Annotated in this window: 18 protein-coding genes, 1 pseudogene and 1 riboswitch; of the genes and pseudogenes, 6 read left to right on the top strand and 13 right to left on the bottom strand. The window is 65.6% G+C overall.

All coding sequences use genetic code 11. From position 1 onward, the window contains the following. Window positions 1-27: 27 nt before the first annotated feature. The 5 genes from LFT49_RS21995 to LFT49_RS21975 all read right to left on the bottom strand — a co-directional run bounded on the left by LFT49_RS21995 (window position 28) and on the right by LFT49_RS21975 (window position 5,404). Window positions 28-642 carry a copper resistance CopC family protein gene (locus tag LFT49_RS21995; protein WP_237430707.1) on the bottom strand — a complete coding sequence of 205 codons (615 nt, stop codon included), beginning with the start codon at window positions 640-642 and terminating at the stop codon, window positions 28-30. Between the two features lie 102 nt (window positions 643-744). Then, complete coding sequence (locus tag LFT49_RS21990; RefSeq protein ID WP_237430706.1) at window positions 745-1,359, bottom strand: hypothetical protein; 615 nt, start codon at window positions 1,357-1,359, stop codon at window positions 745-747. A 59-nt stretch (window positions 1,360-1,418) separates the two neighbouring features. After that, window positions 1,419-2,111, bottom strand: coding sequence for a DsbA family protein (locus tag LFT49_RS21985; protein WP_237430705.1), 693 nt, complete (start codon window positions 2,109-2,111; stop codon window positions 1,419-1,421). Beyond that, window positions 2,111-3,028: a cation diffusion facilitator family transporter gene (locus LFT49_RS21980; RefSeq protein WP_237430704.1), complete on the bottom strand. Its 918-nt coding sequence runs from the start codon at window positions 3,026-3,028 to the stop codon at window positions 2,111-2,113. The genes LFT49_RS21985 and LFT49_RS21980 overlap by 1 nt, the downstream gene beginning before the upstream one ends. 285 nt (window positions 3,029-3,313) lie before the next feature. Continuing rightward, the gene (locus tag LFT49_RS21975; RefSeq protein WP_237430703.1) at window positions 3,314-5,404 is read right to left on the bottom strand and encodes a cytochrome c oxidase assembly protein; all 2,091 of its coding nucleotides are present in this window, start codon (window positions 5,402-5,404) and stop codon (window positions 3,314-3,316) included. A 190-nt stretch (window positions 5,405-5,594) separates the two neighbouring features. On the opposite strand from LFT49_RS21975, the gene LFT49_RS21970 reads away from it, so the two are divergent. Beyond that, window positions 5,595-6,011 carry an ArsR/SmtB family transcription factor gene (locus tag LFT49_RS21970; protein ID WP_272912576.1) on the top strand — a complete coding sequence of 139 codons (417 nt, stop codon included), beginning with the start codon at window positions 5,595-5,597 and terminating at the stop codon, window positions 6,009-6,011. Between the two features lie 39 nt (window positions 6,012-6,050). Further along, a complete protein-coding gene (locus LFT49_RS21965) occupies window positions 6,051-7,025 on the top strand; it encodes a cytochrome c oxidase assembly protein (protein ID WP_237430702.1) in 975 nt (324 codons plus the stop codon). A 43-nt stretch (window positions 7,026-7,068) separates the two neighbouring features. On the opposite strand, the gene LFT49_RS21960 is transcribed toward LFT49_RS21965, so the two are convergent. Further along, window positions 7,069-7,683: a TlpA family protein disulfide reductase gene (locus LFT49_RS21960; protein WP_237430768.1), complete on the bottom strand. Its 615-nt coding sequence runs from the start codon at window positions 7,681-7,683 to the stop codon at window positions 7,069-7,071. Window positions 7,684-7,851: 168 nt separating this feature from the next. Next, window positions 7,852-8,026: riboswitch (cyclic di-AMP (ydaO/yuaA leader) on the top strand. Window positions 8,027-8,063: 37 nt separating this feature from the next. On the opposite strand from LFT49_RS21960, the gene LFT49_RS21955 reads away from it, so the two are divergent. From LFT49_RS21955 to LFT49_RS21945, 3 genes are read left to right on the top strand one after another with little or no spacing between them, the layout of a single operon-like run. Beyond that, window positions 8,064-8,831 carry a M23 family metallopeptidase gene (locus LFT49_RS21955; protein WP_237430701.1) on the top strand — a complete coding sequence of 256 codons (768 nt, stop codon included), beginning with the start codon at window positions 8,064-8,066 and terminating at the stop codon, window positions 8,829-8,831. Further along, on the top strand, window positions 8,828-9,508 hold the full coding sequence (locus LFT49_RS21950; RefSeq protein ID WP_237430700.1) for a DUF305 domain-containing protein: 681 nt from the start codon (window positions 8,828-8,830) through the stop codon (window positions 9,506-9,508). The genes LFT49_RS21955 and LFT49_RS21950 overlap by 4 nt, the downstream gene beginning before the upstream one ends. 50 nt (window positions 9,509-9,558) lie before the next feature. Continuing rightward, window positions 9,559-10,194, top strand: coding sequence for a DUF3105 domain-containing protein (locus LFT49_RS21945; protein ID WP_237430699.1), 636 nt, complete (start codon window positions 9,559-9,561; stop codon window positions 10,192-10,194). 51 nt (window positions 10,195-10,245) lie between these two features. Here LFT49_RS21945 and LFT49_RS21940 read toward each other — a convergent pair whose 3' ends face one another. The 6 genes and pseudogenes from LFT49_RS21940 to LFT49_RS21915 all read right to left on the bottom strand — a co-directional run bounded on the left by LFT49_RS21940 (window position 10,246) and on the right by LFT49_RS21915 (window position 13,916). Further along, complete coding sequence (locus LFT49_RS21940) at window positions 10,246-10,995, bottom strand: cytochrome c biogenesis CcdA family protein (RefSeq protein WP_237430698.1); 750 nt, start codon at window positions 10,993-10,995, stop codon at window positions 10,246-10,248. A gap of 190 nt (window positions 10,996-11,185) precedes the next feature. Beyond that, window positions 11,186-11,413, bottom strand: a pseudogene (locus LFT49_RS21935) (signal peptidase II); the annotation flags it as partial. Window positions 11,414-11,481: 68 nt separating this feature from the next. Continuing rightward, window positions 11,482-11,787 (bottom strand): hypothetical protein, encoded by a 306-nt coding sequence (locus tag LFT49_RS21930; RefSeq protein ID WP_237430697.1) that lies wholly within the window; start codon window positions 11,785-11,787, stop codon window positions 11,482-11,484. Window positions 11,788-11,802: 15 nt separating this feature from the next. Continuing rightward, entirely contained in the window at window positions 11,803-12,651 is an 849-nt protein-coding gene (locus LFT49_RS21925) for a cation diffusion facilitator family transporter (protein WP_237430696.1), read from the bottom strand. After that, entirely contained in the window at window positions 12,648-12,974 is a 327-nt protein-coding gene (locus LFT49_RS21920; protein WP_237430695.1) for an ArsR/SmtB family transcription factor, read from the bottom strand. Before LFT49_RS21920 ends, LFT49_RS21925 begins: the two co-directional genes overlap by 4 nt. Window positions 12,975-13,052: 78 nt before the next feature. Further along, window positions 13,053-13,916 carry an SURF1 family cytochrome oxidase biogenesis protein gene (locus tag LFT49_RS21915; protein WP_237430694.1) on the bottom strand — a complete coding sequence of 288 codons (864 nt, stop codon included), beginning with the start codon at window positions 13,914-13,916 and terminating at the stop codon, window positions 13,053-13,055. A 387-nt stretch (window positions 13,917-14,303) separates the two neighbouring features. On the opposite strand from LFT49_RS21915, the gene LFT49_RS21910 reads away from it, so the two are divergent. Continuing rightward, a complete protein-coding gene (locus LFT49_RS21910) occupies window positions 14,304-16,991 on the top strand; it encodes an AMP-binding protein (protein WP_237430693.1) in 2,688 nt (895 codons plus the stop codon). 216 nt (window positions 16,992-17,207) lie between these two features. Here LFT49_RS21910 and LFT49_RS21905 read toward each other — a convergent pair whose 3' ends face one another. After that, the gene (locus LFT49_RS21905; RefSeq protein ID WP_237430692.1) at window positions 17,208-17,753 is read right to left on the bottom strand and encodes a hypothetical protein; all 546 of its coding nucleotides are present in this window, start codon (window positions 17,751-17,753) and stop codon (window positions 17,208-17,210) included. Window positions 17,754-17,939: the final 186 nt, after the last annotated feature.

Below are 17,939 nucleotides of genomic sequence, written 5' to 3'. Positions count from 1 at the left end.
GCGACGGGAACACCGGAAAGACGTAGGTCAGGAGCGCTGTCCGGCGTTTCTGCGGCGCACCCACCAGGTCACGGCCAGCGCCGCTGCCAGGATCCCGAAGGCGATTCCCACGGCCAGCGGCGCGTTATCGTCGTTGGGCCTCGGGGCCGTCGGCGGCATGGCGTTGGCGGTGTTTTGCGGGGCCTGCGAGGAGGCGGCAGCTGAAGGGGTTGCGGGTACCGACGGTTGGGATGATGCCGCGGTCGCGGGCGCTTGGACGGTGAAGGCGTAATTGCCTTCGATGGGGTGCCCGTCCGAGGACACGGCCCGCCAAAGCACCTTGTAGCTGCCCGGTGTCCCTGGGGCGATTTTGGTCGACAAGGTCGCCCCATTGACGCTTACAGTGCCGTCGCTGACGGTGTTCCCGGCGCCGTCGGTGACGGTGATGACACTCAGGTTCAGGGACGCTGAATCCGTGGGAGGCTCGGTGAGGGTCAGTGACACCGTTTCGGGCGCGGTGGCCACGACTGCGTCGCGGGCCGGAGCCGTGGAGGACAGGGCATCGTGGGCGACGGCAGGGGAGGCCACTGCGGCGGCGGGCAGCAGCAGAGCGGCGACGGCTGCCAGGCGCAGGCGGGTACTAATTCTGGGGCGCGATTTCATGGTTGGTTTCCTTTGGGAAAGATTTTGGGTGCACGACGTTTCCGCTGAAACGTGCTTGCAGGGTGCAGGCGCGGCCGTGGCTGCGGGCCTGCGAAAAGGGCTTCAGGCGGTAGCGGGCGGCCCGCGCCGGGAATGGGTGTGGAGTATTATCCGGCGCAGAACCGGGGCCCGGGGCGGGGCCGGAACCAGCGCTGCCAGGGCCGGAACGAAGGGGACCGGCGCGAGGAAAAGTACGGGTCGGAGCCAGGTTGCCAGCGCCCAGAGGGCTGATTCGCCTTTGGCCAGCAGCAGCGCGGTCAGCACCGTCGCGCCGAGGTGGGCGGTGATCATGGCAGGTCCCAGGTCCCACACCAGATGCGGATGCATGTCCTGCCCTGCGGGCAGCAGCGCCCCGGAGCCGATCAGGGGGTGGTGGTGTGTCCCCGGCGCGACAGCCGGGAGGGCAGGGCCGACGGCCGCTGTCGGAGGGAACGCGGACATCACTGAGTGCAGCAGGCCCTGACCGCCGGCCAGGACCATACCAAGAACCGGCGTCTTCAGCTTCCATCTGGTCAGGATGATGATGGCCAGGACCAGCAGGGACGTGCAGGCCGCCAGTACCGGTGCCGGGGGCAGGAGGCCGCCGGCGGAGACGTGCGCCGCCGCGGCCAGCGACAGGGTTGATCCTGCCAGGGCGGCGGTCCGCAGCAACCGGAACGGCGCGCGCTGAACTCTCATCCCGGTCCTTCCTGTGGGGCTGGTTCTTTCCGGAATCTGCTGGCGGCGGCGGGAAACCGCTACTGGGCGGCGTCCGCCAGTTTCTGGCGGAATTCCTCCATCGTGTTCGGCGTCAATTTTTCACCGTTGAGGAAGAATGTCGGCGTCCCGGTCACGCCAAGCGCCTTACCGTCCGCGATGTCCTGACGGATCCGGTCTTTGGTGGCTTCGTTGGCTACAGCGGCGTCGTAGGCGGTCAGGTCCAGTCCGAGTTCTTCGGCGAAAGTGCGGAACAGGGGTGCCTGGGAGTCCTGCTTTTCACCCCACTGCGGCTGGGTCTCGAACATTTTCGCGGCCATCTGTTCGTATTTTCCCTGCTGGGCGGCGGCTTCGACGGCCAGCGCCGCCTGCCCGGAATTCCGGTGGGCCGGGAGCGGAAAGTAACGGTGGACGACCGTGATCCGGTCACCGAATTCTGCCTTCAGCTCGGCCACGACGGGTTCGGCAGCCTTGCAGGCTTCGCACTCGAAGTCCAAAAACTCTACCAGCTGGGCCTTCTCGGTTGCCGGAGCGGTGACCCGGTGGCTGTCCTCACGGACGAGCTGGGCCTCGGCGACGGGTTGGACGGCCACCGGCGCGGGTTTGTTGAGCGTAAACACGGCGTACCAGATGGCTCCTGCGGCCAGGATGACTCCGAGCAGGATCCAGATGACGGTCCTGGCGCGTTTGGCAGGGTCTGCCGGGGGCGTGGAAGTGGCTTTTGGTTGTGACATCAGTGATGAATGCTTTCCTGGTCGCGGTGGGCTGCTGCTTCAATCTGGAAGGTGGAGTGTTCGACGCTGACGTCGAAATGTTCGGCGACGCAGCGCTGCAGGTCCGCCAGGATGGTGGAGGCGTGCCCGTCCGTCATGCAGCCGTCTTCGACGGTGACGTGGGCGGAGAGTACCGGGGTTCCGGAACCGACGAGGGACGCGTGCAGGTCGTGGACGTCGATGACGTGGGGAAGGGCGAGGATGTGCTCCCGGACCTGGCCCAGATCCAGTCCGGCGGGCGCGTTTTCCATCAGCACATTCACCGTGTCCCGGAGCAGTCTCAGGGTGCGGGGGATGATCAGGACCCCGATGAGCAGGGACACCACGGCATCGGCCTGCACCCAGCCGGTCAGGGCGATGATGATCGCCGCAACGATGACGGCCACGGATCCCAGGGCATCGTTGAGGACTTCAAGGAAGGCGGCCTTCATGTTGAAGTTATGATTCCGGCCTGATGCCAAAACAATCAGCCCGATGGCATTGCCGGCCAGACCGATGACGCCGAACCACAGCATCGTCGGTCCGGCGATTTCCGGCGGTTCGAAGAACCTGCGGATGCCCTCGATAATCACGAACGCGCCAACGCCCAGCAGAAGGGCAGCCTGGAAGGCCGCTGCGATGATTTCGGCGCGCTTGTAACCCCAGGTGCGTTTCAGTGTCGGTGGTTTCAGGGCCAGCGAGGCTGCGATCAGTGCGATCAGCAGACCGGTGGAGTCGGTGAACATGTGCCCGGCATCGGCCAGCAGCGCGAGGCTTCCGGTCAGCACGGCACCGATGATTTCCGCGGCCATGACGCTGAACGTAACAGCGAAAACGATGATGAGTTTTCCGCGGTGGCCGGCACCTGCCGCAGCGTGGTCGTGGTCATGTCCGCTCATGAGGGATCCTTCACAGTGGTTGGCGGGGCAGGGGTGAGGGCTTCTTGTCCTGGCCGCAGCCGGATTCTTTGCAGGTACCGGGCGGATCTACGCTGCGGATCATCGGGGGCGTGCGCGGGCCGGAGGCCGGAGAGTTCGGGGCGAACCCGCTCGTCCGGCTGGACTGACCGGACCGTGGACCCGCAGACAGGCCCAGGGGTTGGACCGGACCGGCCGGTTCATCCCGGTGTTCGAATTCATGAACGCCTGCACCAGGTGTGGCCGGGATCGGCGGAATTTCCGTCGTCACCGGCGCGGCCCGCCGCTGCCGCCGGGGCCCGGGTGGGTGCGTTCGCCCAGTTGGGCGAGCATGGCGTTGTAGGCCTCCAGGTCGGCATCATGGTTTCTGTCCGCTGCCCGGTCGGTCCGACGGGTTTCCCGGGCATCGGAGCGGGACCACATGACGGCGACTCCGATCGCGATCAACAGGGTCGGAACCTCACCGATTCCCCAGGTGATGGCCCCGGCCATCTGCTGGTCAGCCAGCGGGGAAAGACCCCAGTCCCGGCCCAGCCCGGTAAACCACTCCGGCTGCAGGAGCGTGGTGGCCCCCATCAGGGCGACGCCGAAAAATGCGTGGAAAGCCATCGTGGCCAGCAGCAGCAGCAGCCGCAGCGGATACGGCGCCCGGCGGGGCACTGGATCGGTGCCGACCATGGACAGGACGAACAGGTAGCCGGTGATGACGAAATGCACGGTCATCAGTTCATGGCCGGCATGCTCACGCAGGGCAAACCCGAAGGCGTCGGAGTAGTAGAACAGCACGATCGAGCCGGCGAAGTTCGCGGCGACAAAAAGCGGATGTGTCAGGACGGCGGCCGGCCGGGAGTGCACCAGGATCATGATCCATTCCCGCGGTCCGCGTGTCCCGTCATGCCGGGGAGCCAGGGCCCGCAGGGCCAGGGTGACGGGGGCGCCGAGAACCAGGAACACCGGAACGATCATGGTCAGCGCCATGTGGTCGAGCATGTGGGCACTGAACAGGACCCGCCCGTAGACCGAGGGCCCGCCGGAGGTGAAGAAGACCAGGGCAGCCAGGCCCGTCAGCCACATCAGGCCCCGGGGCCAGGGCCACTTGTCCCCTCGCCGCTTCAGCAGCCGGGCGGCCCGAAGGTACAGGTATGCCGCTGCCAGTGCCACAGCGATCCAGAGCCAGTCCGGGCGCCAGACCGTGAACCAGCGTTCGGGGGTCAGTTCCGGTGGCAGCAGGTAGCCGGTGAGGATTTGTGCCGGCGTCAGGGCCGGTTCGATGTCCTCGCCCAGGGGAGGGGGAGTGCGGCTCAGTGCGGCGGCCAGTCCGCTGACGGCGCCCATGATGAGCACCTCAATAACGATCAGCCGCCAGAACAGCCCAGTGGCGCGCGTCGCTCCTGCGGCGGCTGACAGAGCCGGAATGAGACGCCTGCGGTGCAGGAGCCCGAGGCCGCCCAGGACGATGGCGCCGGCCGTTTTCCCCATCAGCAGCACCCCATAGGGTGAGGCGAGGCCGGCGGGGGAATCGATGCGGATGGCCGCGTTGATCACCCCGGAGGACACGACGAGGATTAAGGCGAACCCGGCGAGGGTTGAAAACCGTTTCACGACGGCGGCGGTGTCGCTGCCCAGCGCGGTGCCCGCTGCCGTCAGGGCGACCAGTCCGCCGAACCAGAGGCAGACGCCCACAAGGTGCAGGCCCAGTGAGTTGATGGCCTGTTCATGATCGCTGCCCCCGGCGGCGTGGCCGATCAGGATCATCGGAATCAACCCGCCCATAGCCAGCACGGCCGTCGCGGCCAGGCCGGCCGGGGAGCGGAGGCCGAAGGTCGCCGTCGCCACCGTCGCGGAGATGATCACCACCCACAGCCAGGCCGTCCCGGTCGGGAGCTCTGTAATGTAGGACGCCAGCTGCGAGGCGAATTGCCGGCTGCCCGAGATCGGTACCCCGGCGATATCGGCGAAGCTGAACACGATGACCGCCACCGCCGAGAGCATCCACAGAATGCTCGCCGCACAGGCCAGGTTCATGATGCGCCCAAATGCAGGATGCTCCGGGGCTGGAGCCCCGGCGCTGCTGCCGGCCTGCTTGTTCTTCCGCGTCCGTGACATGGACGGCGGAACAATGAAGGCCGCGAAAACCAGCGCCCCGATGGTGGCCGCCGCAGAGATGTTATGGACCGTCTGAACTATGCCAAAGCCCCACCGGACCAAGGACCCCGGGTCCCGGGTTTCAGCCGGCAACGTCCCCCTGCCATAGGCAGTCGCGACAAGGACCGCAGCGATGGCGAGAAGCCCGGCAATGGCCAACCACCAGAGCCTGGGCACTGCTGCCGGCCGCCCGGTTGGAAGCTTCACAGCCACAAGAAATCCTTCGCACTAGACCTGCCGCACGGCAGGGACACCGGGGCACATGCCGTCAGGACCGACACCAAACCAGATTATCTGTAAGGTTGTTCAGACGATAATCTGGCTGGTTTCTGATTCTGTGTCGGGGGCCGGCCCGGTCCTGAAGCGAATGTGAAGCATTAGCAGTCGAAGGTAATCTTGATGAATGACCACCTCTCCGATGCCCCCGGCGGCAGCCCGCGGCAGCGACTGTGCTGTCCGGCTGGTGGACGCCGACCGGGTCCGCTCCGTCCGGGACAGGATGCCGCAGGAGTCCGACGTCGCCGACCTTGCCGTGATTTTCGGTCTCCTGGCCGATCCCGGACGCGTACGGATCCTCATCGCCCTGCTCGAGGGGGAGATGTGCGTCTGCGACCTGGCTGCGACAACGGGTCTGAGCGAATCCGGTGTTTCGCACGCCCTGCGCCTGCTGCGCGGGCCCAAGGTCGTCACGGTCCGGCGTTCGGGCCGGATGGCCTACTACTCGCTGGCCGATGCGCACGTCCGTTTACTCCTGGATCTCGGCCTGACCCACGTCGGGCACACGGGGCAGGACCGTCTGGTCTCAGCAGCCAGCAGCTAAGACCGATACAGCGGGGGAAGTGCGCAGGGGGGTTCGGGCATGAACGGTGATTACAGTATCGACGGCCCGGTCTGGCTGCCGACCCTGCCCCCGTCATTGGGCGAGTATCTGGCCCCGAACCTGCAGCCCGTTCCGCTCATCCCGGCGCTGGCGCTGGCCGCTGCCGTCCTCTACCTGGCCGGGGCCATTACTCTCTGGCGCCGGGGCAGGGCCTGGTCGCCGATACGCACCATCTCGTTCCTGACCGGCTGCGCCGCCATCGCCGTGGTCATGGGAGCCGGGATCGAAGGCTACGGGCTGCGGATGTTCTCCATCTTCATGTTCCAGCAACTGACGCTGATGATGGCCGTTCCGCCGCTGCTGGTGGTCGGCTCACCCGGCACCCTGCTGCTGCGCACGACACCACACAACCGGCTGGGCCGGCCCGTGCTTCAAGCCGCGATCTGGGGCCTGCGCTCCAGATGGGGACGACTGGCCATCCACCCGGGGTTCATGGTCCCCCTGTTCCTGCTGAGCTTTTACGGCGTGTACTTCTCCGGGCTCGCCGATCTGCTGCTGCCCAGCTGGTACGGGCACGTCGGGCTGGAGCTGCTGTTCCTGCTCGCCGGGATCCTCTTCACCGTGCCGCTGATCTCGGCCGACCCATTGCCCACCCGGCAGACCCATTTTGGGCGATTGATCGATATTTTCGCCGAAATGCCACTGCATGCCTTTTTCGGGGTGGTCATCATGATGGCAACGGATCCGATGGTCGAATTCTTTGCCGTCCCGCCCGAAAGCTGGAATATCAACCCAATGCAGGACCAGGGAGTCGCCGGCGGGCTGGCATGGTCCTACGGGGAGCTGCCGGGGGTACTGCTGCTGATGTTCATCCTGGTCCGGTGGCAGCGGGACGAAGCCAGCGGCTGGGCCCGGTCAGAACGGGCAGTAGCCACCGCCGGCGGCGATGCGGACATGGATGCCTACAACCAGTACCTGCAGCAGCTGGCCAACAGGCCCGAACGGCACCGCTGAACCGGCCTGGCCCGCCGCGTCGTTACCTTCCGAACACTTCCCTTTATTGTCCGGCAAGCGCCGAAACGATGAGCGCCTTCAGGGTCCCTTTCTCGGAGATCCCGAGGATCCTCGCGCTGACCCGGCCCTCCCGGTCCAGGACAAGGGTGGTGGGAACGGCGCGCGGCGGCACATAGGTCGTCATGGCCAGCAGGATCCCGCCGTTGCTGTCATCAAAACTGGGATAACCCACCCCGAACGTGCGTTCAAAGGCAGCCGCAGTCGGCGCATCGTCCCGGACGTTCACGCCGTAGAACAGCACTCCCTGGTCCCGGAATTCATTGTTCAGCGCGACCAGGTCCGGCGCTTCCTTCCGGCAGGGAGCACAGCCCGCGTACCAGAAATTCAGGACCACAGCATTGCCCGCCCAGTCCTCCGAGGAGACGGTTTCCCCGCTGAACAGCGTCCCGGTCAGGGAAACCTTCGAACCCCGCGCATCGGGGCGGTACTCGTTGACCGAACCATCACCTGCGATGTAGTTCTTGTCGTCCCCTGCGCGCGCCTGCGCGGCGAGCGAATCCTCCCGCCCCCCGCAACCTGACAGGGCCAGCGCCGCAGCACCGAACCCCAGAACAGCCCGCCGCGGCGGGCACTTGCCTTCTCCTGCACGCTTGAACAGATCCACAGTTGTCGATTCTATCCCGTGTAGAAAAAGGGAGCGGCGGGCGGCTTGCAGACGACTATCAGGTAAATCACAGGGTTATAACGATTCCAGGACCTGCCTGTAATGTTGATACAGGCATTTGTGTATCAGTGCCTTCGAGGCCGAAAGCCCAGCCCCGCCCGGGCCTCGCAAACGACGAGCTTCACAGGCGGGGGCGGAGAACCCATCTTCCGGCAGCTGCGCTGCCTTGGGGTGAAGCCGGAGCTGAAGACTGCATCGAGCGGTTCGAGTCCCCGGCCGGGCTTGATCCTTGGCCCGAACCCGACAGCTAACTTCGCAGGCGCTGAAAGGACCCCATGCCGTCTTCCCCTGCCCGCGGCCGGCACCGTAGCCCGGTGCCCGCCCGAGCCTGGCGCGTCGATTCTGCCGCACCCCGGCACAGCCGGCGCCGGCCCACCAGCCGGGACTTCGCCGTCCTTCGACGCAACCTTCCGGCAGCGGCCACCATCACCGCAGCAATGCTGGTCGGCGCAGCCATCACTGCGGCCAATGCCGGCACGGGCACTGACCGGCCCGCTGCGGCAGGCGCGGAACAGGTGGCCGCAATCGAGGTTCCGGCGCAGGCTTCCCCGGGCGCCAGCATCTCCTTCGACCGGTCCCCGGTGGCCACTGTCCCGGCCCCGGCCGTACCCGAATCCCCGGCGGCCGGGTCTGCCGGGGCTTCGGCGCAGCTGGTCCCCGCGGCAGCTGTTCCCGCCGGCCCGGCGGCTTCTTCCGGGCTCGCCGCACCATTGGCGAGCATGTCCGTAGCGTCGCCGTTCGGTTTCCGCACCAGTCCGATAACCGGGGGATCCGGGGAGCTTCACACCGGCCTTGACCTGGTGGCGTCCTGCCAGACAGCGGTGTTCGCGGCTGGAGCCGGAACGGTGGTCGAGGCAGGATGGTCCGCGTACGGCGGGGGAAACCGGATCGTGGTCGACCACGGCAACGGCCTGAAAAGCACCTACAACCACCTGGCCTCGATCGAGACGAGCGTCGGCGCCCCCGTCGCCGCCGGGCAGCGGCTGGCCGCTGCCGGAACGACGGGCAACTCCACCGGCTGCCACCTGCATTTTGAGGTGCTCTTCAACGGCCAGACCGTTGATCCGCAGGGCTGGCTGTGACCGGGCCGAACCTTGGCGCGGGCGCGGCAGGCCGCGCAGCACGGCCGGTTCAGCGCCGCGGCCTGCTGTGGGCCGTCTTCGTCACCGTGGTTATCCTCACCGCGCTGGCTTTCTTCGCCATCGGCCGGCTCTCCGGCGCGCCGCAGCAGATCTCCGATGATGGACCGGATGCCGGATTTGCCCGTGACATGCAGGTCCACCACGCCCAGGCCGTGGAGATGGCCCTGATCATCAGGGATACGTCCACGAACGAAGAAATCCGCGCGGTCGCCTATGACATCGCGACCACGCAGCAGCACCAGAAGGGTCAGATGTTCGCCTGGCTGCAGGGATGGGGCCTGTCCCAGGCAGGCAAAGGGGCGCCCATGGCCTGGATGGGGGCCGGGAGCGGGGACCACGGACAGTCCCACGGGGCCTCTGCTGCCGCGGCACCGCAGTCACAGATGGAGGGCATGGCAACCCCGGAACAGATGCAGGCCCTCCGGGCTGCTTCCGGGACAGAGGCGGACCGGCTTTTCACTGATTTGATGATCCGCCACCACCAGGGCGGGGTGGCGATGGCCACTGCGGCCGTGAACCTCGCCGAGACCGCCCGCGTCCGTGACTTCGCTGCCGGCCTGGTCGAAGCCCAAAGCGCTGAAATACTGGCCTTGCAGGATCTGCGCGCCCGACTTTGACCACCCGCAGCCCATTCCGGCCGCACCAGCGACGAAAGCGAGCCCACCTGATGTCCCAGCCCCGGCCCTCCCATGAGGAACGACAGGCGATCCTGAAGGCCCTGCAGGCAAAACAGCGGGCCAAGGCGCGCCGTAAAGCCTGGCTGCTCTACGGTGCGGCGGCGGCGGTCGTCGCCGCGATCATTGGTTCGGTGGCGTTTGTCGTCGTCGGCGAGGTACGCCAGCGCGAGGAAGCCACCGCGGCGGCGTCCCGGCCGATAGAGGGTGAGCAGGACTTCCCGGACCAGTCCAGGAACCATACGAGGGAACCGGTCAGCTACCCCAGGATCCCTGCTACCGGAGGGGATCACGCCCCGGTCTGGACCAACTGCGGAATCTACACCGCCCCCGTGCAGCAGACACAGGCGGTGCATTCCCTGGAGCACGGTGCCGTGTGGCTCTCCTACCGTCCTGACCTGGCTGCGGACCAGATCGCGGAACTGACCGCTGCCGCCGAGGGGCAGCAGTATCTCCTGCTCAGTCCCGTCCCGGACCAGGAGGCTCCGATCGTGGCCACGGCATGGGGCAAGCAGCTGGCCTTGCAGACCAGCGGCGATGAACGCCTCGCCACGTTCATCAAGAAGTACCGTCAGGGCCCGCAGACCCCGGAACCGGGAGCCGTCTGCACCGGCGGAATCCAGGGCTGAACCCAGCCGCAGGGGTGTTCTCAACGTCGGCTGACAGGTCCCTGGCATTGCCTAGACGGGCATGAGGAAGGTCCCTGCCAGGTTCTGCAGCTGATAAATCCACTTCACCCACAGCCCGGAGACCATCAGGACGCCAAGGATGATCAACATCGCCGCCCCGGCGATGTTGACCGCACGGATATGGGCCCTGACAACGGCCAGGACCCGGGAAACCCAGTTCAGGCCGAAAGCGACCAGCACAAAAGGGATCCCCAGGCCCAGACAATAAACAAACGCCAGCAGCGCACCGCGCCAGGCGCTTGCGGCCGCGACGCTCAGGCTGAGCACGGCACTGAGGGTCGGACCCATGCACGGGGTCCAGCCGAGCCCAAACACCACGCCCAGCACCGGGGCGCCGGCCAGGCCTTTCCTGCCCGGAGCACGGAATTTCCTGGTCTGCTGCAGCCAGGAGAAACCGCCCAGCAGGACCAGGCCCATCAGGATGACGACGACGCCCAGGACCCGCATCAGTGGATCCTGCCACCGCACCAACCACGACCCGATGGCACCGAAGGCTGCACCATAGAGGGTAAATACCGCCCCGAAGCCCAGAATGAACAAGGCCACCCCGGTCAGGACACGCCGCCGGTTCCCGGGCTGGCCGGGATCGGTCAGCCCGGAGACGAACCCCAGATACCCCGGAACCAGCGGAAGGATGCAGGGCGAGAGGAACGAGACCAGGCCCGCGACCGCTGCCAGCGGCAGTGCCAGCACCAGCGCACCGGAGGTCACGCTGGAAGCAAAAAACTCTCCGATGTCCACTTACTGCCCTTCCCTTACCGCGCCGCGTACCGTTCCCAGAACCAGCAGCCCTGCCCCGGCCACAACGAAAACCCCGGCAAGATTCGAACTCGGCAACCACCCGGTGTGCAGGTAATCCACCACCCCGGCCCCATCCAACAGATCCGCAAAGATTTCCCAGGGCACCACCGAGCAGGAGAGCCGCAGCGGACAGGGCAGGCTTCCTCAAACGCGGGGCGGACCGGACCAGGGCGGCGGCCAGCACAGCAACAAGCAACACAGCACCCAGCACCAGCGCCCCAGGGGGAAGCCAGGACAGGGGACTGAAACCGGCACCGGTGTCGTAGGCCAGCCAAACGGTAAACAATCCGAAGTCCGTGTTGTGTCTGTCGTGGCCGAGGGCCTGGACCAGGGCGGCCTTGACCAGGAGATCGGTCACCGCCAGGGCTGCGGCAGAAAAGACCAGGACAGATCTGGCGGCACTGGAGTGCTCAGAGCCCAGTACGCTCACGTGCTCGATGCGGCGGTGCCGCGCACCGCGGCCCGCAAAGATTCAGCGGAAGGCAGCCCGGAAAGACCGGTGCCCGCGGGATAGAGCCGGCAGCTTAATCCGGCGTCTGCCGTGGAAGGAAACAGGTCCTTCCCTCCGGCCGTGAATGACGGGGAGCCGCGGAACAGCATCTCGGCGGCCTCGGATTCGGAGCTGATCTCACGAACAGTCACCAGTTCAGGGTCAAGGCCCTCGGCGTGCAGGACGTGCCTGAAGAGCTCCAGTGCAGGTCCGGAGTTGGGGCAGCCAGGTATGGTGCGCACTTCGTAGGACATGCCTTACTCGCCCCGGGGTGCCAGCGGCAGGGCAAGGCTGAGGGGTTCCGGTTGCGGTGCAGCCGCTGTTCCGCAGCCCTCGCAGCGCGGTGCCGCCGCAGCGACGGGAGAACTGCCGGGGTGGGGGAGGGGGGCGCCGGCGTCGTGTTCGGAGCCCTTGTCCGGTCCGGCAGGTGCGCAGCAGGCGTCCTCAGTGGCCTCGCCGTGCTCGGCGGTGCTGTGCGGGACCGCACAGCAGACATCGCCCTTCCAGGCGTTGATGCCTTCCCGGACGGCGATCGCGGCGATGACCAAGGCCGCCCCTGCATCTGCCCACCACCAGCCCAGGGTGCTGTTCAACACCAAGCCCACCAGCAGAACAGCCGAAAGATAGGTGCACAACAGGGTCTGTTTGGAATCAGCGACAGCCGTGCGGGAGCCCAATTCCCGGCCCGCGCGGCGCTGCAGCCAGGACAGGACCGGCATGATCGCCAGGGACAGCGCGGCGATCACGATGCCCGCCGTGGAGTGCTGCGCCTCACCGCCGCCGGCCAGAGAACGGACCGAATCCACGGTAACGAACAGGGCCAGGGCGAAAAAGGACACCGCGATGATCCGCAGCGTCACGTGTTCGCGCCGTGCCGGGTCCTGTGCGGAGAACTGCCAGGACAGAGCAACCGCCGATGCCACCTCGATCACCGAATCCAGACCAAAGCCGATGAGCGCAGAGGAGTCCGCCAGGTTGCCGGCCCAAAGCGCGACGACGGCTTCGACGACGTTATACGTGATGGTCGCGGCCGCAAAAAAACGGATCCGGCGGCTCAATACTGCACGGCGTCCCGTATCCGCAGTGAGGAGGAGTGCCCCGCTCATGCCACGCACGTCCCGTCAGCAGCGCAGCAGGCCGGATCAACGGCCAGCACCACACCCAGAAGATCCCTGATCGCGTGCCCCAGCCGGGCATCAGCGAGCTCATAACGGGTCCGCCGGCCATCCGGAACGGCCACCACCAAACCGCAGCCACGCAGGCAGGCCAGGTGATTGGACATGCTCTGCCGCGAAACACCGAGGGATTCGGCAAGTTCGGACGGGTACCCGGGCCCCTCAGCCAAGGCCAGCAAAACCTTGGCCCTGGTCGGATCCGAGACCGCATACCCAAACCGTGCCAGAACCGGAGCGTTCGTGAGCGTTTCCATAACCCCAGAGTACATTTAGGAATGTATCAATGTAAAAGTCTCGGTTCCGGCCCGCCCTGGCATCACGCATGGAATCCTTCAGAGACCCATCCGGTCCAGCAAAGCGTCCTCTTCGTCGTCCGACGTGTTGCGCTTGCGGGCCTTTTCTTCGAGTCGAATTTTCGGGGCCGGGTCCTGCGGGTCACCCTGCGTCTGGTCTTCGCATTCCTCCCGGGAGATGCGGGCCTGCTGCCGGGCCGTGTATCCGAAACCCACGAAGGCAAGTATTCCAAAGGTCAGCCACTGCATCGCATAGGACAGATTCGATCCTTCCTGAACAGCGGGCATGGCGAGCTGTTCAGGCGCTACGTCCGGAGCGGGGGATTCGGAGGCCATCAGTCCATAGCTTCCGGTCAACAGCGGGTACTCCAGCTGCCGGGCATAGTCGGGCAGGGCGATGCTTGGCAATTGGCCCTCGGGCGCGGTCCTGCCATCCAGCGTCTGTTCGGACGGTTTGATCCGGACCACCACCTCAACGTTTCCCGCCGGCGGGGACGGGACAGCATCCGGGTACCCCGGCTTCACGTTGCCAATTGGCAGCCATCCCCGGTTCACGACCACGGTCTCGCCGGAGCGGAGCCGAAAGGGAACAAGAACCTCATAACCGGGCGCGGAATTGTTTGGCCTGTTCCTGACAATCCGCTGGTCCTGCACCAGATAGTGACCAGCCAGCGACACTGTTGTCCATTTCATGTCCGGGTCAGCCACGGAGAAATACTGCTTCACCTGCTCGAACGGCACAGGGGATTTTTCGTAGTTTTGCTGGACGCGCCGGATCTCAGTCACCGCCTGATTGCGGCGATCCATCTGCCATTTGCTGAGTCCGGCACAGGCGGCCGCAACTACAGCGGCAAGGATCAGAAACCCCAGCCAGCGCCTCGTCAGGAGGAACCGGTAGGTCATGGCCGCAACCGCCGGGAGTTGGAATCCTTCAAATATCCTGACGCGGCTGGATAGCCGATAAACGACAGGCGCTGTAGCAGCGGTGGCCGGTCTGGGATGGGGCGCGGGAAACGTCGGAGCACCCGTCCAGCGTAACCGCGGGATGTGCAGTCCTCTTCCCTGCCATCAGCACAATCGGCCCTGCGCCCACGAAGTGAATTTCCTAACCGCGGGCTGGTCCTCTCCGGGGCTGGCAGTGGGATGCTGTCGGTGTGGGACCGACTTAATGTTGCCTTTGCTAAAGTGCGGCATACCGAAGGACGCCGGGGTCATCGGGACACCACGGGGAAGCGCAAGCTCAGCCCAACTCCATTTGTGTTAGGTAAGGCTATCCTTTACAGTTCAGGCGTGACTGTACAGCCGGAACTGGCAGGAGTCTCGTTCGCCGCCAAACTGGCCGGCTTCGGAGACCGTCCCGCCATCACGACCAAAGACCAATCCGTGAGCTACGGGGAACTTGCGCGCCGTGTTGAGGATATGGGCCGGGCCTTCGGGCCAGGCCGCCGGCTCATTGCCCTTGAGGCTGAGAATTCCCTGCCGTCCCTGGTGGCCTACCTGGCGGCCCTGTCCTCCGGCAACCCGTTGCTAATCCTGCCCGCAGGCGGCGGGACGGCAGCCGAGACACTCGTTGCCGTGTACGATCCCGATACTGTGGTCCGCGCGTGCCGGGGTGAGGTGGTCCTGGATGTGCGTCGGGACGAAACGCACCATGAACTGCACCCGGAGCTGGCGCTGCTGCTGAGTACTTCCGGATCCACTGGATCACCCAAACTTGTGCGCCTGTCCGCAGGGTCCTTGCAGGCAAATGCCTCAGCCATAGCCGATTACCTGCACCTGCGCCCCACCGATACTGCGGCCACCACCCTTCCCCTGTCCTACTGCTACGGGATGAGCGTGGTGAACAGTCACCTTCTGGTGGGCGCGTCCCTCGCGCTGACCGACCTCTCAGTGGTGGACCCGTGTTTCTGGGAACTGGCCAGAGCCGAAAACGTCACATCCTTCGCCGCCGTGCCCTACACGTTCGAGCTCCTTGAACGGGTGGGCTTTGAGGACATGGATCTGCCCAGCCTGCGCTACATCACCCAGGCCGGCGGGCGGCTCGATCCGGACCGAGTGCGTTCCTACGCAGACATGGGCCGGCGGCAGGGCTGGGACCTCTTTGTCATGTATGGCCAGACCGAGGCCACGGCCCGCATGGCCTACCTGCCCCCTGACCTGGCAGCCGAGTACCCGCAATCCATCGGCGTGGCCGTGCCCGGCGGCTCCTTCCGGCTGGAGCCCGTCCCCGACCTGGAAGCCGCCGAACTCGTTTATTCAGGTCCCAACGTCATGCTGGGGTACGCCGAACGGCCGGAAGACCTGGCCTTGGGACGGGTCACTACAGAGCTTCACACGGGCGACCTGGCCCGTTGCGGAGCCAATGGCCTCTACGAAATCGTTGGCCGGCGGACCCGCTTCGTCAAAATCGTTGGCCTGCGGGTGGACCTGGGCCAGGTGGAACGGCTGCTGGCCGGTCTCGGCCTGACCGCCGCGGCAGCAGGATCGGACCAGGCAGTGGTCGCCGTCGTGGAGGGCAGCCAAGATCTTGCCCTGGTGGCCAAGACACTTGCCCAGGATTTGGGCCTGCCCCGTTCAGCAGTCCAGCTTCATGGCGTGGAGTCCATACCGCGCCTCGCCAACGGCAAACCGGACTACCCGGCGGTCCTGGCCCTGGCGTCCAGGAATGATGACAATGACGGCACCGGCGGTGCTGCCCCGGAAACGGCAGGACACCCGACCGACGCGCGAAGGATCTTCGCGGAGGTCCTCGAACAGGAAAACATCGCCGACTCGGACACGTTTGTTTCCCTGGGCGGTGACTCGCTGTCCTACGTGGCGGCGTCGGTCCGGCTGGAGCGTGCCCTCGGATACATCCCGCAGGGCTGGCACCTGATCCCGGTCTGTGAACTTGTGCCTGCCGCCCATAACGCACCAAACACGTCGGCCGTAGATACGGATGAGCACTCAGACCAGCGGACGGGGGGAGCTGCACGAACTTCCCGGAGCTGGCATCGGCGGTTGCTTGCCCCCATGGAAACCGGAATTGTGCTTCGCGCTATTGCCATCATCTTTATCGTCTCCACGCACATCGGTTTCTTCCACTGGGAAGGGACCGCCCACGTACTCATCGCCGTCGCCGGCTATAACTTTGCGCGCTTCCAGCTAAGCGGTACCCGCCGTTCCCGGCTCCGGCGGCAACTGCGCAGCATTGCCCGGATTGTCGTGCCCAGCGTTGCGGTCATCGGCTTCGCCTTTGCCGTAACCGATACCTATGCCTGGGCCAACGTCTTCCTGCTGAACAACCTGCTGGGCCCGCCAGGATGGACCGACTATTCAAGGTTCTGGTTCATCGAGATCCTGGTCCAGATCCTGCTGGTCATCGCCGCCCTGCTGGCGATACCCGCCGTTGCCCGCGCCCAGCGCCGGTGGCCATGGGCGTTCCCCCTGGCATTAGTAGTCATTGACCTGCCGATGCTCTTCGACCTTGTGGACAGCCGGTATCCGGGGCAGGGGCCAGTCCTGTGGCTGTTCGGGCTCGGCTGGGCCGCCGCCGCGTCACGGACACAATGGCAGCGGGCAGCCGTGACCGCCATCGCCCTGCTCACCATCCCCCAATCGTTCGAGGATCAGTACCGGAGTACAACCATCCTGGTGGGCTTCCTCATCCTGCTCTGGCTGCCCACCCTGGCCGTCCCGCGCGGGCTGCACCGACTCGCGGCCCTGCTGGCCAGCGCCTCGCTATACATTTACGTCACCCACTGGCTGGTGTACCCGCTTGTTGATCCGGAGTACAAGGCACTGGCGGTCCTCGTTTCCCTGGCGGCAGGCATCCTTTACTGGGCCGCCGCCACCCAGGCAATGACCACCATAGAACGGTGGCTGCGGCGACGAAACAGGCAACACCCGAGAACAAGGACCCCCGGAAATCGCCAGCCATTACGCGTCCTCGGCGGCAGCCCAACAGATGGCGCCGAAGCCGCGCCTATAGACGACTGACCGCCGTTCCTACAACGGCGGTGAACAGTAAATCTGAGCTTAGCCCTGTCGGCCGCACTGCGGCGTCATCCATTCCTGCAACCGGAGCGGTCTGTGGTTTGGAGAATGTTTATGGCCCGGTACGAACGGACGGGCTGACAGGACAAGGGACAGAATCGTGGCTGCACTTCAATACTTTCGGCTAGCCTCCCAGCACTCCACGCCTCACGTTGAGGGCTATTCGTTCACCAGGACGGGAACTCCGACAGCGGCGGACACTGCTTTGCCTTGAAATTCCGGAGGTACCCGGATGATGAACTCTTCACGTTCCTCCGCGGACCGGGGATGGTTCTGACCTTCGCTGCGCATGTCACGGATAATTCGGTCCGTGACGAGGAGGGCGCCTTTTTCGTCGTAGAACCCTGCCAGCACCTGCAGCTCAAGAAGATCGCTGACGTCATTGGTTACCGTGACCGTACCCATAGCTGCTGATCCGTCGAAGGCCAGGTCTTTCAAGACGAATCTGTCATCAAACGGCCCGGCGACCTGGACGATCTGGCCTTTGATCGGGGCAGTGGTGTGGAGACCAGTCAAGTCCGGTTCATCTTCGGTGGCGGCCGCAAGTCCAGGGAAGGATGTCTTTGCGGCGGCGGCCATCGGAACGCTTTCAGCCGCGGAAACCTGGGTGGGTCCCGCAGGGTTCTGCAGACCGACAGCGGCAACCACGGCCAGGGCCGCAACGAGCAGACCGGCGAGCAGGAGAAGTTGTGGTTTGCGGGTCATGCTGTTCCTTCAGTGTGGCCGGGGCCCGGGCATCCTTTGATCCCCGGGCCCCAGAGTCATAACAGGTCAGCGGAGGACGCGCAGGGCGCCGCCGACAACGTCGAACACGCCTGTTTTCCAAGAGCCGATAATGCAGATTATGTAAGGTTGTCGGTTTGACAGGACAAATAGCTCCTCTTTAAGAGT

This window comes from Arthrobacter sp. FW306-06-A (genome assembly GCF_021870055.1).
Classification (GTDB): Bacteria; Actinomycetota; Actinomycetes; order Actinomycetales; family Micrococcaceae; genus Arthrobacter.
The sequence above is the reverse complement of the archived record's forward strand: the minus strand, read 5'-3'. Positions and strand labels throughout refer to the sequence as shown.

Bases quoted from the DNA above. Each gene is read 5' to 3' on its own strand.
- LFT49_RS21995 (WP_237430707.1), bottom strand. From the start codon at position 642: ATGAAATCGCGCCCCAGAATTAGTACCCGCCTGCGCCTGGCAGCCGTC.
- LFT49_RS21990 (WP_237430706.1), bottom strand. From the start codon at position 1,359: ATGAGAGTTCAGCGCGCGCCGTTCCGGTTGCTGCGGACCGCCGCCCTG.
- LFT49_RS21985 (WP_237430705.1), bottom strand. From the start codon at position 2,111: ATGTCACAACCAAAAGCCACTTCCACGCCCCCGGCAGACCCTGCCAAA.
- LFT49_RS21980 (WP_237430704.1), bottom strand. From the start codon at position 3,028: ATGAGCGGACATGACCACGACCACGCTGCGGCAGGTGCCGGCCACCGC.
- LFT49_RS21970 (WP_272912576.1), top strand. From the start codon at position 5,595: ATGACCACCTCTCCGATGCCCCCGGCGGCAGCCCGCGGCAGCGACTGT.
- LFT49_RS21965 (WP_237430702.1), top strand. From the start codon at position 6,051: ATGAACGGTGATTACAGTATCGACGGCCCGGTCTGGCTGCCGACCCTG.
- LFT49_RS21945 (WP_237430699.1), top strand. From the start codon at position 9,559: ATGTCCCAGCCCCGGCCCTCCCATGAGGAACGACAGGCGATCCTGAAG.
- LFT49_RS21925 (WP_237430696.1), bottom strand. From the start codon at position 12,651: ATGAGCGGGGCACTCCTCCTCACTGCGGATACGGGACGCCGTGCAGTA.
- LFT49_RS21920 (WP_237430695.1), bottom strand. From the start codon at position 12,974: ATGGAAACGCTCACGAACGCTCCGGTTCTGGCACGGTTTGGGTATGCG.
- LFT49_RS21915 (WP_237430694.1), bottom strand. From the start codon at position 13,916: ATGACCTACCGGTTCCTCCTGACGAGGCGCTGGCTGGGGTTTCTGATC.
- LFT49_RS21905 (WP_237430692.1), bottom strand. From the start codon at position 17,753: ATGACCCGCAAACCACAACTTCTCCTGCTCGCCGGTCTGCTCGTTGCG.